The sequence below is a fragment of the Lutispora sp. QWL-02 genome, assembly GCF_058315355.1.
In genome coordinates this window covers 1,323,495-1,335,671 of the sequence record NZ_CM177762.1, presented here as the reverse complement: position 1 = coordinate 1,335,671, position 12,177 = coordinate 1,323,495, and the positions used below count along the sequence as shown (strand labels likewise).

Here is a 12,177-nt window from a genome sequence, read left to right as displayed (position 1 = left end):
CTATATTAGTCTTAGACTTTTAATAAACCTTCCTGAGCCGCTATAATCGCTGCCGACAATATAACCTCCGTCCTCCAGTTAAAATATGTTGCCCTTTCTATATGCAACTCCCTGCATATCTGTATTTCCCCTAGCTCATCAAAATATTTCTTCTGAAGCAGCCTTCCCTTGCCTGTATTATTGAATTTTGCAACGGTTCTCTCTACTACCCTAACCCACTTCTCATCCTCGATTATGTTGTCTTTGCAGAGCTTAATAGCTTTTGATGCTGTCGGATCTGAATGATAACTAATACCGCCTCCCCATTCGCCTACTGCCGGCCTTGCCTCTTCAATGATATCTTCTTTCCTATACTGCAATTCTCTCCTGATTGCATAGTAGTTGTAAAAATAATATTCTATCTTCTTATATGTCTTTCTATCTATAATCCCCATCAGGCTTCCACCTCACTTGTATTTATTCCCTTACATTCAAGCCACCCCAGTCCTTAATTTAATACCTTTTAATCTTGCCTTAACTCCAATCTTCATGTAAATCCAAACCAGACTATTATATTTCCACCATATTAAAGATTTAGTCCATGCCCTGCTGATGCCGGGTGCACTATTGGCTTTAAATATCTTTATAAAAAATTTAAATAATCTCTTTACAATACGTGTAATACGTGTTATAATATAACTAATGAAAGGAGATGAAGAAACAATGAAATTCCGGGAAATAGAAGCAATTATTAAAAAAGATGGTTGGCAATATTCTTATACTACAGGTTCTCATTACTACTACATACACCCAACCAAAACCGGAAAAGTGTCAATCCCTTTTCACACAGGCAAAGACTTGAAAATCAAAACAGTAAATTCCATTCTCAAGCAAGCGGGGTTAAAATAAGCCCCTGCTTGGGGATTATAAATAAATACTATAAAAATAAATAAGGAGGTCCTTAAAGTGAAATTAATTTATCCTGCTTGCTTTTACCCTTGCGAAGAAGGTGGATATACAGTAATTTTCCCTGACTTACCCGGCTGCGTTACTGAAGGAGATACCTTATCTGAGGCTTTGGATATGGCAACCGATGCTGCATCTGGATGGCTGTTGGATTCAGTAGAAAATAACCAACAAATCCCTCAAGCCTCTGACATTAAAAACGTTATCGCCGATGAATACGAAAGTGGTTTCGTGAGTATTGTAAGTATTGACCTTGATGAATACTCAAAAAAATACGGAAATAAAGCCGTTAAAAAAACCCTCACTATCCCGCAATGGTTAAACACAATAGCTGAAGAAAAAAATGTTAATTTCTCACAGGTACTTCAAGCTGCCCTTAAGGAACAGCTTGGAATAGCCGATATAAAAACAGACTAATAAACAATATAAATTAACACCCTTGCTGGGTGTTTTTTTCTTGTAACGCTTCAGCCCCCGCCCCTACTACACGAAGCATTATACCCCCTGCATTTCTGCGGTAACCTAAAACAAAACAGCCGGGGAAGAAGGTTTCAATCAAAAAATGATTATGGCGGAGAATTATTTTCACTCCCCGCCCTTGGCTCTATTATACCATATCTATATGCTACTACAATGACATGAAAATGACATTTATTTTATAACTCTTATACCATATAGCTGTATTGCAAGCCTTCTAATCGCTATATTCTTCATTCTAAAAATATGCCTTACAGAAATATTTAAAGCTTCAGCGATTGATTCTTTTGACCGGTTTTCTATAAACCACATCCTCAAAAGCTGTCCATGCATTTCATTTCTTTTTCCCTCGTTCAGCTCCTCCAGTATCCTATCTATCCTGGCCATACATCGTATTGTCTCTTTATAATTTCTTTCGGCTATCTGTAATTTATATAGATTATTGACAACATAATCGCTGAGTCCTGAGCCATTACTTCCATGAGGCATACCATCAAGATTTACGGATTTCTCTCCGGTATTAGCCCTCAGTTCCCGGATTTCAATTGATAAATTATCTCTTGCTTTCTCTAGATCATTGTATGATTTTAAATACTCTATTGCTTCTCTTATATAATCCAATTTACTCATCCCCTTACATTACATCTTTGTATTGCTCATTTATATAATTCTGCTTCCTGAGAGTCTACATCCATATCGCCTAATACATTTTTAAGATGTTCTTTAATCTCTGGATTTTCTATAAACTCAGTATATAGACTTATACATAATACCTTTCCTGCCTTAAGTTCTTTAGCACAGGCATTGGCATTTACACATTCTATGCAGTATCTAAAAACTTCTGCATCGTCCTTTTCAATGGTCTCATATTCTTTCGTCCAGTTAATTTTCATCTATAACCCTCCTTGTTCTTATACCAATAATCTCTTAAACTTGCTTTAAAAGCTTTGCCACCATGCGTCTTGATAAGTAAATTCGTGATCACAATCATTGCATTTAAACCAATCGTCTATAACGATATCCTTGTTTATATAGTCCACATCATCACTCGAACATTCAGGACATATTAACTTAATCATCTAAGCACCCCTTATCACAATTTATCAAAATGGGCAATCTTCTGGCGGTTCTACTTCACGCCAATCTTGCGATTCTTGTAATAGAAACTGTTTCCATTTATACTTAATCAACCTAGTATTGTCTCCCTCAATTTCCAGCAATCTTTTTGTACTGTCTTGAAATATAAGCTTAACCTCTGTATATCTGCCCTCTTCTCTATCCTTTAACAACCTTAATTTCGCATCACAATCTCTATCTTCTTTGTATTGGCGTTCCACAGCTATTATCACGTCGGCCTTGTTTGGAATATTGTTACTGCCGCTAATATCCTCTTTTTCTAATGGTTGCCCCCTGCCTTTTAACTTGTTTGGATGAGCAACAAGGATTATATGCACTCGGTAATTTTCTGCGAAATCCTTGCACTGCTGCACAAAGTTGCTTTGATCAGCATTTATACTATCAGCCATATCTTCTAATGCCGACATGAGATTGTCTATTATTAAGAGTTTGCAACCGTAACGCTTTACGGCTACAGCCATAACCTCAAACAAATCATTTATATTCTTGCGTACATTTGCTGCTGATTTATCAAATGTAAAAAATAAATTTGACGACCATCGCCTTAATGCTTGTAATGCTTCAGGCTTAATATCTGCTTTAACTTTGTATTTTGTTTCTATGAATGCAAGATATTCTTTTTCATCCCCTATAGCCTGTTTATACAACCAGTTAAGGATCCTGTTTGTGCTCATTTCCCCGGAATATAGGAATATAGGAACTTTATTATCAATGCAGTTGCAAATAATTTGCGATACAACAGTAGACTTTCCTTCACCATTGCGGCCAAATAATACCGTTAATTGCTCAGGCTGCAGGTCTCCCAATACATAGTCAAGTCTATGGAAACCAGTTGAAATCCCTTCATCAATTTTATCCTTTACGCATACATACTCTACCTGAGACATATTAAGGATACCGGCAGGAGTACGATTTATAGCATCATTTATAAGCCTTAAAACTTCTTCTTTGCCTTCAAAATACAAGACTTCATTAGCATCTTTTCTTCTATGAGTTATAATTTTTGTCCTGTACTTACCTAGTCGAACCTGCAATTCATTAGCCATCTTTAAGCCCGGGGCATCATTATCGGCCCATATAATAATCTCTTGAAGCTTTTGCAGCCAATCCCAGCAATTATCAATCCATGTCATGTTATTACTACCGCTAGGAACTGAACATACATTTTTATATCCCGCTTCCCATACCGCCATAGCATCAGGCTGCCCTTCTGTAATTACAACTGGCTTTGTAATATTGATATGCCATGTACCCCATAAAATTGGCTTCGTGTCCTTTTCACAACCACCCTTAAAACCGTCTTTCCTAGCTTCCCGGTACGATACAAACTGCAATTCATTATTCTCATCAAAATATTGAAAGACATAACACTCTTTATCATTCCATATCCTTTGCTTAACCCTCCAGTCTTTCAAAGTTTGAGCTGATATTTTCCGTTTTTCCATGTACTGAATCGCTCCATGACTCAACTCTTCGGTTTTGATATTTGGCTTTTTATATTCAACCGGCTGTCTCTGTACCGTCAATTTAACCTCACCCCCCGTAAGACTTGCTAATTCCTTTGCCGCTTCCAGAAAACTCATATGTCTGAATTCTTGCAGATACCGGTATATATCCATTGTTTCGCCGCATCCAAAGCATTTCCATTGCAGCCTTTTGGGGTCCCATTTGAATGAAGGAGTTTTCTCTCTGTGAAAAGGGCAACATGCTTCATTTTTTGCAGGCTTATACTTTTCTAGATTCAGGCCATATGCAATTAAATCTCTTGCTCTAGTCCCTAATAGTTGCTTATATTCTTTAGCTGTTTCCATTATTGAGCATCTCCTTCATCCTCAGATACTCCGGATTGGGCTTTATACCCTCCAATTGCTTCTTCTCTTTATATTCTTGCTTTAAATAGTTACTATGGCAGCTATCATCAAGAAACTTCTCTAGGCCTCTTTGCAAGAAATCTTTTAATGTCCACTTATAGCTAAAATAGTATTTGTCATCGTTAATGATATCTGAGTAATTATCTATAGCCTTATAAACCTCTTCTTTTGTGTAATCTTCCAAGGTTGTTTTAATTCTCTGCTTAAGCTTATCAGTTAGCTTCCTGTGAACAATAATCTTTTTAGAATTCCAGTAATTAAAAATGAGTATATATATGTCTTTAATATTGTCTTTATATTGTCTTTTTTGGTGGAACTGCAGTTCATCTGTTGTGCTGAACTGTGGTTCTACTGTTGTACTATGCTCTGATTCTACTGTCGAATTCTGGTTCACCTGTGGAACTATGGTTCCATACTCCCATTCATCATAATTTTTGTTAAAAGCGATTACCCTTGAAGAAGTATAACTTGCTTCTTTTATTATTTTTAATACATTGCAATCAAATAATGTTTTTAGCTCACTTGAAATATATCTCTTGCTTATTCCGGTTGCATTAGCAATGAATGACTCTGATAACGCGGCATCCTTTTTATTGAATCCATATGAATATCTCCAGCAAACTAAGATTATTTTTAAATGTGTTGCTATAAAAGGCGTTGCCATAACCTTCTCTAAAATTTCATTCGCTATAGCTGTATATCCGTTTTCTTTTTGTGGTGAGGCCATGTGCCTTGTCACCTCCCCCGGTTCTGTATTTTCTACAGGGAGATATAACCCTTGTAAATAATAACTCAAAATTTTGAGAAGATTGTATTTGGGCAAGGAATAAAGAAGAGATAAATGATCCCACCTTATCCCTTGCAAAGCTTAATAATCAAACATAAACAAGTTCCCATCAAAATCAACATTGCTCTCACATAAAAATCCTAAATATAAATCATCAATTATCCATGCAAGCCTTTTTTTATCATCCGGTAAGTACGCTTCTACTTCTTTTGCAGCCGCAATGACATTACTGTTCAGTTTAACCCAAAGGTATCTCTTTTTTAGCCATCTGAGCTTATCGACTATTTTCTTTACTTCCTCTATCTCTTTATAAAATTTTGCTTCTGAAGCATGATTGCGGCAAAAGTCGATTAACGTATCAAAATGATCCGTGCTGATATGATCAAAGTTTTCATTTGCAATATCCAGCTCTATTTCACTCACTATATGCTCTATATCCTTGAAATTTTTCGTCTTTACAATTTTGAACATCAATGGGCTCATTTCCTTTGCCTTGTCCTCGTTATTCTTTAATATTTCGCATATTACATCCATACTTAAAATACTCATAATAGAGTCCCCCTTCTTTAATTCACCTTAAGACTTTAATGTGCTTAGGCCTTGGTTTTTCAAGCTTGACCGTTTTTCCTGTTCTATTATTTAAAAGATATTCTTTACCGCTCCCATAGAAATGCTTTGTATATGTCTCTATGCCATTCATTTCACAAAATTCTTCCATCATCCCAGGCTGTCCTTGCAGCCTTCTTAGGTCGTCAACACATCCAAATAGGTTAACCAGAAAAATGTGTATCGTTGAATTCATGTATTCCCATAAGAAATTTTCAATTTCTCCTCCGATTGGCTTATCTTGTTCAAGGGTATTTATGTATTCCATCGTGCTAAAATAATCCTTGAATCCGCATTTACGGCCATCGTAAACCTTATCTATTGGAAAGATAGTCATAAATTCTTTTGGTGTAAGGCTGCCCATAAAAGCCTTTATGGATTCGGCGAATTGAAAATTGTACTCCGCTTCACCTTGTATTATTATGTTAGATTTTTCTCTTGAATTTACTGCATTAACTCCGTAATATATTAATTTTCTGATACTTGCCATCAGATCTTCATCTTGGATATGGTCGTCATTTGATGCTTTGAGAATTCTATAAAATGCCTTTTCATAAGAATCATGCAAATCATGTTTCTTCACATTATTCCCCTTCCCCGGATCTACACCGTAAATCCGTTCTCAAATTCCTCTATTGTCGGCTTAATTCCTGTTTGCTGCCATATTTCCATGCACAAAGCATTGCGCTGCTTTAAGATCAGTTCATACTCAGGAAGCCACTTATCAATCTGCTCCGGGGTTGCTTTATTCTCTAAATATTCTGTACCATCATTCCACCTTTTGAGCAATTTATTGTAATTAGCCTTTAAGACATCAGTCATATAAGCCACGCTTCTTTACTAATAAATACTCAATTACGGCTTCCTTGAGTTCCTTTGTATCCGTTTTCTCTATTACTTCAGCTACGTTATCCGGGATCCTGTTCCCTTTTAACATTTCATATATAACCCACTTATTCATTTATATATCACGCTCCCTAGCTAAGCGCTTCTTCAAAGCCATCTTTTTTACCATCTTCATAAGCCTTGCGGAGAATGAAAAGCATAAACTCAGAAATGTTTCCTGGACGATATTTGTTTATTAATTCAAGTATTGGCTTATTAGCTTCTTCTCCAGTAACATTTAGGACTTCCTTTTTATATGCATCATCAATTTCATATAAACGTTGCATTGCATCAATTGAAACCTTGTATCCTTGAAGTCTTTTAAAATCTTTAAAGAGTTGTATGCCGTCAGAAATACCGCATTTATATGTTTCTTCTTCATTTATACTTAAAACTAAGTTACTGCTGGAATCGTAATCAAATATTAGACTTGTTTTATCCTTTGGCAATGCTCCTTTAATTTTAGCAAAGAGTTTCTGTTGTTCCTCTACCGCCTGTTTATAATTGTCATTTTCAGACGGGTTTCGCTCGCTAAAATTGTCTGTAATGAATTTTCCTAATAAGTTTTCCATATTATTACCCCCCTTGAAATTACTATTGATTATTTTCCCAAAGTGGGTATAATATAAAATAATGGTATGCCCACTTTGGGTATTGCATTTATCAAACGGCTATTTTGATAAATGCTTTTTTATTTTTTTAATAGAGTGCATTTCTATATCGCCATTGCATAAAGCTTATTGATTGCATCTGTGAGATCACTAATTACATTCATTCTCTGAGCATAAAGCGAAAAGTATTTTTCGTAATTGCTAATAATGTCATAAACTTTATCAGCACCCAGAGTTTTTATTATTACATTCCATGCGATAAATTCTTCTTCATAGCCGCCTCTCAAGTCGGTTTCAAGCTTTCCAACAATCTCATCTGAGGTTAATTCCTCAAAATATGCAAAATATGTTTCATCGCTCATTTTATAAGCTGTAGCTATTGCCAGGGTATTAGATATTTCACATTCTTTAGCATGACCGCTTAAATCCTGAATAAAAATATTAATTTGCTCTTCAATGGGTAATTTTAAAAAATGTTGCACTATACACCCTTCTTTCTTTCTAATTTGCTTCTCTTTGATTTGTCGTCTCAATTTCCCTCAGGATTGCTCCCTGGGCCTTCCACCCTTTCAAGTATTCCTTAGCTCTTTCAAACTCGACTCTTGCAGTGTTTTTGTATGAATTAACTTCAAAATACTCCTTATAATCTTTCCAAACCTGTGCAAATACCTTGCTGCTTACACTCTTATCTTTATATGCATTGCTATTCTTACCACCCATGGCTTCTACTGCTACATATTTTGCTATTTGTTGTAAAACTAATTGTTGGCTGTAGTCTATTGTCATAGTGTTCTCAAGGCTCTCTATCCTCTGTCCATGTGTACTGGTTAGGTTTATAAGCTCACCTATCTCCGCATGCAGTAATGTAATTACTTTCATGCCACCGCCTTCAATTTTTTTTGCTTGGTTTTTAACTCTGAAATATGTGTCTTCTAAGGCTTCATATACTTGCCAAGCTTCATCAGTTTCGAGTATTTTAGCATGCCTAGCCGCCCCTTTTTCTGTCCAGAGGTACAAAACGCTTACAAATTTTAGGCTTTCGTCATTTAGGTGATACCCTTTAAACTCCTTTAGTTCTTCGCCTTCAAGCTTGTAGTAATGCTTTCCCTCCTGGAATCTTCCCTCATTCCTAGTAAAATTTTTACTGATATTCTTTTCATCTGTTCCAAATTGTTCCGCTAAAACCTTAGTTGTTATTATTCTTTGGTCGTGATATTCCATTGGTATTAATTCGTTCATCATATAACCTCCCTTTCGTTAGCTTGTGAGCTATGAATTCGCAACCCTTTTTAGTAACTTGGTAATTTGGTCTGGCTTCTCCCTTAGCATCCGTATAAGTGCTTTTTATGAAAAAATCTAACGGGCTGATATCTGAGCCGGTTAAAAAATCCTCATAATTTCTAATGTCGGCTAATAAATTCTTGTGCTGCTTCTCAATCATTTCAGCTACTTCCCTGCTGTCTATAAGCAGCTTTCCATCTTGATTAATAATTGTAAGTTCGTTCATAAGTACCTCCTTACATAATTTTTATGGATATCAATTCTCCTTGAACCTTCCAAGCCAAATCGTCAGTAAGAGATTTTACTAGCATAAAATAACCAGACTCTGTTATTAGGCTAGTCTCTGAATTATTGATTTGGGAACGACGAATTTCGTTGGCCTGACTTCTTCTTTGGCATCCACATAAGAACTTTCTATGAAGAAATTCTGAGAACTCAATTTTGAGTTTTCTAATATTTGGATATAGCCTTCTACATCTCTAAGTAAATTTGCATGTTGTTTACCTACCATCTCCGCTACTTCTCTAAAGTACCCAACTGATCTTTCATGCACCATGTTAATGCCTTTAAAGGCAACTACTCTTTGATTTTAAGATTTTTTATTTTGTCACCTCTACAACTGCTTTTTTTCTTCTGAAATCTTATCAAGCCACTCCAGGAATCTTTTTCTATTAATTAGGAACTTGACACCTACCCTAAAACACGGGAAACCTGAATTTTGGTTGTGGGCTAATTCCATAAGTTTATCCCTGCCTATACCGCTAAATTCTGCGCATTCAGCTATAGTTAATGTAGCCTTTGGTTCGTACGGCATAGCTTCCTTTATGGCTTCTTTAATTATGGTTTTTAAATCAACACCTTTAGCAATAGGCATATCATATCCCTTTAGATTATTCATGTTTTCACCTCCCTCATTGCCCATCCCCTACACAACCTCTTGGGTTGCTGATTCTTCATTAGAAAACAGATATTCTATTTCTAAATCTGGAAAATATTCTTTTTTTATTTTGTATGCTTCATCATAATAAAACCTGTATTTCCCATTTAATCTATCAATTATAGTTGCATATCTCACCCCCAAAAGTTCGGCTAAATCCTTACGTTTAACTCCGTGTCTAGCCATTTCAGCTTCTAAATTTCTATACATGTTATCACCTCCATGTTCTCAATTGCGTATATGTTGATTTTATTGTATTCTCAATATCGTAAGTTGTCAATACTTTTTTTGATTAACTTTACGATATTGAGAATATTTTTATTTACAATTGTAAAACTCTGTATTACAATATAGGTATCGATACGAAATTTCGTATATATGAAATGGGGGTTCTGGTATGAAAAGGTCTGAGGTGCTGAAAAGATTAATAAGCGAAACTGGATTAAGTATGAGGGCTTTTGCAGAAAAAGCAGGTATTCCAAATACTACTTTGCATTCAATGCTAGAAAGAGGTATAGGAAATGCCTCCGTTGATAATGTAATTAAAGTATGTAAAGCTTTAGACATAAAAGTTGAGCAGCTTGAAGAAATGGCTTCAAATGAAATCACACAAAAACAAAATGAAGATATACTCACGAGAGCTGCACATAAAGTAGGGCATGAAGGGCCCCTCTCTGATGAAGAAAAGGATGCTATTGAATTGGCGATCAGAATAGCTTTAGCAAAACATAAAAGGTAGCAGGTGATTTTATGAATACATATGAGAAAATGCTTGTAGAATTGAGTGAAGAATTAATTATAGATGATTCAGCCCGTTTGCCGAATGACTTAAAGGGTTATTATTGCAATGAATATGGAGAAAAAGTCATACTATTAGATAAATATATTGAAACAATAGCAGAAAAAAGATGTATGCTCGCCGAGGAGCTAGGCCATCACTATACCACGGTAGGCGATATACTAGACCAATCAAAAATCGAGAATAGGAAACAAGAAAACAAAGCCAGGCGCATGGCTGTGAAAAAATTAATTCGAGTTGAACAATTAATAGAAGCTTTTAATGCAGGTGTAAAAAATAGATTTGAATTGGCTGAATTTCTGGACATAACGGAGGAATTTCTGAACATGGCACTGGAGCATTTTAAAGGTATCTATGGATTATCGCATACAATTGGAGATTACATAATCTATTTTGAGCCCTTATATATCTATAAGCAATTATAGGACAAGGTACAAAGAAGGGAGGGAGGAAAATAGCCAGAAAAGTAAACTATACGAAAAATGGCAATGATTATTTCAGAGTCACAGCTTCTATAGGCCGGGACTCTGAAGGAAAGTTAATTAGAAAAGAATTCTATGGGAAAAGTAAAAAGGAAGCTGAAGAAAAAAGAGACCAATACCTTCTTGGTATAAAGAATGGTCTTAATGCAGATTTTCAAAACATGTCATTAGGTCAACTAATGCATTCTTGGCTTTTCGAAGTTGTAAGGGTATCTAGCAATATTAAAGCAACCACTTTTGAGCGCTATGAAGGTATTTTTAGAAACTATGTTGAAAGCAGCGAAATATATGGCTTAAAGCTCAATGATTTAAAATCCATACAGCTTCAGAGGCATTATAATAAGCTATTTGAAGGAGGCAAAAGTTCTAACATAATTAGAAATTTAAATAAGCTCCTTAAAACATTTTTCTATTATGCAATTGATGAGGGCTATATACTAAAGAATCCATGCTCTGGTAAAAGAATAGTAATACCTCAAGACCCGGATCTAGAAAAAGATGATGAAGATGAAGTAATAGAAGTCTTAACCGATGAGGAAATTGAAAAAATAAAGCAAGCTCCTCAGGATAATAATCTTAACGCAATAGTTATGCTTAACCTTGGCACTGGATTAAGGCAAGGTGAATTATTAGCTCTTAAATGGCCTGATATTGATTTTCATGATAAGTTGCTAAAAGTGGAAAGAAGGATTAAAAGAGTTAATATTATTGCTGCTGACAGGACCAAAGAATCTAAAAAGCTTATTCAAAATCCTAAAACTAAAAATTCAATTAGGACAGTACCAATACCCAGCGCATTAATACCTGTCCTAGAGGTCCATAAAGCTGCTCAGGAAGCTCAGAAGCTAAAAGCAGGGGATTCATATATTGAAAGTGATTTTGTGTTTACAACCGAATCTGGAGAGACTATAGAAGCAAGAAACCTAAGACGAGCATGGGAAAGATTGCTTAAAAGAGCCGGAGTTCCTCATAAAAAATTTCATTCACTTCGACATACATTTGCAACTAAGCTGTTTGAAGCAGGGGTCCCACTTAAAACCGTTCAAATGCTTCTTGGACACTCAGATATATCAATTACAGCTAACATATACACTCATGTCATGAAAGAAAAAAAGATAGATGCAGTAGAAGAGCTAAACCACATTTTTCAGTAGCCTTTTATTTTTTTTTACTTTCCCAATGTGGGAATAGTGTGGGAAAACTAAAAATATATAAAAATAAACACTGCAGGAATGCAGTGTTTTCAGTCTAGATGGTGCGCCCAGAGGGACTCGAACCCCCGGCCAACTGATTCGAAGTCAGCGACTCTATCCAACTGAGCTATGGGCGCATTTTTATGCTTCTACAGAAGCCTTTTCA

General features: G+C 35.7%; 22 protein-coding genes and 1 tRNA gene. 5 read left to right on the top strand and 18 right to left on the bottom strand.

What is annotated here, in order from left to right:
* Nucleotides 1-11: 11 nt before the first annotated feature.
* Nucleotides 12-434 carry a DUF1492 domain-containing protein gene (locus tag AC4HCY_RS06095; RefSeq protein WP_491095578.1) on the bottom strand — a complete coding sequence of 141 codons (423 nt, stop codon included), beginning with the start codon at nt 432-434 and terminating at the stop codon, nt 12-14.
* A gap of 268 nt (nt 435-702) precedes the next feature.
* Here AC4HCY_RS06095 and AC4HCY_RS06090 point away from each other — a divergent pair, with 268 nt between their 5' ends.
* Nucleotides 703-888, top strand: coding sequence for a type II toxin-antitoxin system HicA family toxin (locus AC4HCY_RS06090; protein ID WP_491095577.1), 186 nt, complete (start codon nt 703-705; stop codon nt 886-888).
* 57 nt (nt 889-945) lie between these two features.
* Nucleotides 946-1,362 (top strand): type II toxin-antitoxin system HicB family antitoxin, encoded by a 417-nt coding sequence (locus AC4HCY_RS06085; protein WP_491095576.1) that lies wholly within the window; start codon nt 946-948, stop codon nt 1,360-1,362.
* A gap of 234 nt (nt 1,363-1,596) precedes the next feature.
* Here the strand turns inward: AC4HCY_RS06085 and AC4HCY_RS06080 are convergent, their stop codons facing one another.
* The 16 genes from AC4HCY_RS06080 to AC4HCY_RS06005 all read right to left on the bottom strand — a co-directional run bounded on the left by AC4HCY_RS06080 (nt 1,597) and on the right by AC4HCY_RS06005 (nt 9,747).
* Nucleotides 1,597-2,043 (bottom strand): DUF1492 domain-containing protein, encoded by a 447-nt coding sequence (locus AC4HCY_RS06080; protein WP_491095575.1) that lies wholly within the window; start codon nt 2,041-2,043, stop codon nt 1,597-1,599.
* 35 nt (nt 2,044-2,078) lie between these two features.
* Nucleotides 2,079-2,315: a hypothetical protein gene (locus tag AC4HCY_RS06075; protein ID WP_491095574.1), complete on the bottom strand. Its 237-nt coding sequence runs from the start codon at nt 2,313-2,315 to the stop codon at nt 2,079-2,081.
* Nucleotides 2,316-2,360: 45 nt separating this feature from the next.
* Nucleotides 2,361-2,501 (bottom strand): hypothetical protein, encoded by a 141-nt coding sequence (locus tag AC4HCY_RS06070; RefSeq protein ID WP_491095573.1) that lies wholly within the window; start codon nt 2,499-2,501, stop codon nt 2,361-2,363.
* Nucleotides 2,502-2,525: 24 nt separating this feature from the next.
* Nucleotides 2,526-4,370, bottom strand: a complete 1,845-nt coding sequence (locus tag AC4HCY_RS06065) for a DnaB-like helicase C-terminal domain-containing protein (RefSeq protein WP_491095572.1) — start codon at nt 4,368-4,370, stop codon at nt 2,526-2,528.
* Complete coding sequence (locus tag AC4HCY_RS06060) at nt 4,357-5,157, bottom strand: replication protein (RefSeq protein WP_491095571.1); 801 nt, start codon at nt 5,155-5,157, stop codon at nt 4,357-4,359. The genes AC4HCY_RS06065 and AC4HCY_RS06060 overlap by 14 nt, the downstream gene beginning before the upstream one ends.
* A 141-nt stretch (nt 5,158-5,298) precedes the next feature.
* Nucleotides 5,299-5,766 carry a hypothetical protein gene (locus AC4HCY_RS06055; RefSeq protein WP_491095570.1) on the bottom strand — a complete coding sequence of 156 codons (468 nt, stop codon included), beginning with the start codon at nt 5,764-5,766 and terminating at the stop codon, nt 5,299-5,301.
* A gap of 22 nt (nt 5,767-5,788) precedes the next feature.
* Nucleotides 5,789-6,406 (bottom strand): hypothetical protein, encoded by a 618-nt coding sequence (locus tag AC4HCY_RS06050; RefSeq protein WP_491095569.1) that lies wholly within the window; start codon nt 6,404-6,406, stop codon nt 5,789-5,791.
* A gap of 20 nt (nt 6,407-6,426) precedes the next feature.
* Nucleotides 6,427-6,645 (bottom strand): hypothetical protein, encoded by a 219-nt coding sequence (locus AC4HCY_RS06045; RefSeq protein ID WP_491095568.1) that lies wholly within the window; start codon nt 6,643-6,645, stop codon nt 6,427-6,429.
* Complete coding sequence (locus AC4HCY_RS06040; RefSeq protein WP_491095567.1) at nt 6,638-6,784, bottom strand: hypothetical protein; 147 nt, start codon at nt 6,782-6,784, stop codon at nt 6,638-6,640. Before AC4HCY_RS06040 ends, AC4HCY_RS06045 begins: the two co-directional genes overlap by 8 nt.
* A 16-nt stretch (nt 6,785-6,800) precedes the next feature.
* The gene (locus AC4HCY_RS06035; protein ID WP_491095566.1) at nt 6,801-7,280 is read right to left on the bottom strand and encodes a hypothetical protein; all 480 of its coding nucleotides are present in this window, start codon (nt 7,278-7,280) and stop codon (nt 6,801-6,803) included.
* 143 nt (nt 7,281-7,423) lie between these two features.
* Complete coding sequence (locus AC4HCY_RS06030) at nt 7,424-7,801, bottom strand: hypothetical protein (protein WP_491095565.1); 378 nt, start codon at nt 7,799-7,801, stop codon at nt 7,424-7,426.
* Nucleotides 7,802-7,820: 19 nt separating this feature from the next.
* Complete coding sequence (locus tag AC4HCY_RS06025; protein WP_491095564.1) at nt 7,821-8,561, bottom strand: ORF6C domain-containing protein; 741 nt, start codon at nt 8,559-8,561, stop codon at nt 7,821-7,823.
* Entirely contained in the window at nt 8,506-8,826 is a 321-nt protein-coding gene (locus tag AC4HCY_RS06020) for a Rha family transcriptional regulator (RefSeq protein ID WP_491095563.1), read from the bottom strand. Before AC4HCY_RS06020 ends, AC4HCY_RS06025 begins: the two co-directional genes overlap by 56 nt.
* Nucleotides 8,827-8,931: 105 nt before the next feature.
* Entirely contained in the window at nt 8,932-9,111 is a 180-nt protein-coding gene (locus AC4HCY_RS06015) for a hypothetical protein (protein WP_491096085.1), read from the bottom strand.
* Between the two features lie 102 nt (nt 9,112-9,213).
* Nucleotides 9,214-9,498 carry an excisionase gene (locus AC4HCY_RS06010; protein ID WP_491095562.1) on the bottom strand — a complete coding sequence of 95 codons (285 nt, stop codon included), beginning with the start codon at nt 9,496-9,498 and terminating at the stop codon, nt 9,214-9,216.
* 27 nt (nt 9,499-9,525) lie between these two features.
* Nucleotides 9,526-9,747, bottom strand: coding sequence for a helix-turn-helix transcriptional regulator (locus AC4HCY_RS06005; protein WP_491095561.1), 222 nt, complete (start codon nt 9,745-9,747; stop codon nt 9,526-9,528).
* 187 nt (nt 9,748-9,934) lie between these two features.
* On the opposite strand from AC4HCY_RS06005, the gene AC4HCY_RS06000 reads away from it, so the two are divergent.
* Genes AC4HCY_RS06000 through AC4HCY_RS05990 form a run of 3 tightly spaced genes read left to right on the top strand, consistent with a single transcriptional unit; the run spans nt 9,935 to nt 11,972 of the window.
* Nucleotides 9,935-10,276: a helix-turn-helix domain-containing protein gene (locus AC4HCY_RS06000; RefSeq protein ID WP_491095560.1), complete on the top strand. Its 342-nt coding sequence runs from the start codon at nt 9,935-9,937 to the stop codon at nt 10,274-10,276.
* Between the two features lie 11 nt (nt 10,277-10,287).
* Nucleotides 10,288-10,761: an ImmA/IrrE family metallo-endopeptidase gene (locus AC4HCY_RS05995; RefSeq protein ID WP_491095559.1), complete on the top strand. Its 474-nt coding sequence runs from the start codon at nt 10,288-10,290 to the stop codon at nt 10,759-10,761.
* A 29-nt stretch (nt 10,762-10,790) separates the two neighbouring features.
* Nucleotides 10,791-11,972: a tyrosine-type recombinase/integrase gene (locus AC4HCY_RS05990; RefSeq protein ID WP_491096084.1), complete on the top strand. Its 1,182-nt coding sequence runs from the start codon at nt 10,791-10,793 to the stop codon at nt 11,970-11,972.
* A gap of 99 nt (nt 11,973-12,071) precedes the next feature.
* Here AC4HCY_RS05990 and AC4HCY_RS05985 read toward each other — a convergent pair.
* Nucleotides 12,072-12,148 (bottom strand) — tRNA-Arg (locus AC4HCY_RS05985).
* Nucleotides 12,149-12,177: the final 29 nt, after the last annotated feature.

Bases quoted from the DNA above. Each gene is read 5' to 3' on its own strand.
- AC4HCY_RS06095 (WP_491095578.1), bottom strand. From the start codon at position 434: ATGGGGATTATAGATAGAAAGACATATAAGAAGATAGAATATTATTTT.
- AC4HCY_RS06090 (WP_491095577.1), top strand. From the start codon at position 703: ATGAAATTCCGGGAAATAGAAGCAATTATTAAAAAAGATGGTTGGCAA.
- AC4HCY_RS06075 (WP_491095574.1), bottom strand. From the start codon at position 2,315: ATGAAAATTAACTGGACGAAAGAATATGAGACCATTGAAAAGGACGAT.
- AC4HCY_RS06070 (WP_491095573.1), bottom strand. From the start codon at position 2,501: ATGATTAAGTTAATATGTCCTGAATGTTCGAGTGATGATGTGGACTAT.
- AC4HCY_RS06065 (WP_491095572.1), bottom strand. From the start codon at position 4,370: ATGGAAACAGCTAAAGAATATAAGCAACTATTAGGGACTAGAGCAAGA.
- AC4HCY_RS06060 (WP_491095571.1), bottom strand. From the start codon at position 5,157: ATGGCCTCACCACAAAAAGAAAACGGATATACAGCTATAGCGAATGAA.
- AC4HCY_RS06055 (WP_491095570.1), bottom strand. From the start codon at position 5,766: ATGAGTATTTTAAGTATGGATGTAATATGCGAAATATTAAAGAATAAC.
- AC4HCY_RS06045 (WP_491095568.1), bottom strand. From the start codon at position 6,645: ATGACTGATGTCTTAAAGGCTAATTACAATAAATTGCTCAAAAGGTGG.
- AC4HCY_RS06040 (WP_491095567.1), bottom strand. From the start codon at position 6,784: ATGAATAAGTGGGTTATATATGAAATGTTAAAAGGGAACAGGATCCCG.
- AC4HCY_RS06035 (WP_491095566.1), bottom strand. From the start codon at position 7,280: ATGGAAAACTTATTAGGAAAATTCATTACAGACAATTTTAGCGAGCGA.
- AC4HCY_RS06025 (WP_491095564.1), bottom strand. From the start codon at position 8,561: ATGATGAACGAATTAATACCAATGGAATATCACGACCAAAGAATAATA.
- AC4HCY_RS06020 (WP_491095563.1), bottom strand. From the start codon at position 8,826: ATGAACGAACTTACAATTATTAATCAAGATGGAAAGCTGCTTATAGAC.
- AC4HCY_RS06015 (WP_491096085.1), bottom strand. From the start codon at position 9,111: ATGGTAGGTAAACAACATGCAAATTTACTTAGAGATGTAGAAGGCTAT.
- AC4HCY_RS06010 (WP_491095562.1), bottom strand. From the start codon at position 9,498: ATGAATAATCTAAAGGGATATGATATGCCTATTGCTAAAGGTGTTGAT.
- AC4HCY_RS06005 (WP_491095561.1), bottom strand. From the start codon at position 9,747: ATGTATAGAAATTTAGAAGCTGAAATGGCTAGACACGGAGTTAAACGT.
- AC4HCY_RS06000 (WP_491095560.1), top strand. From the start codon at position 9,935: ATGAAAAGGTCTGAGGTGCTGAAAAGATTAATAAGCGAAACTGGATTA.
- AC4HCY_RS05995 (WP_491095559.1), top strand. From the start codon at position 10,288: ATGAATACATATGAGAAAATGCTTGTAGAATTGAGTGAAGAATTAATT.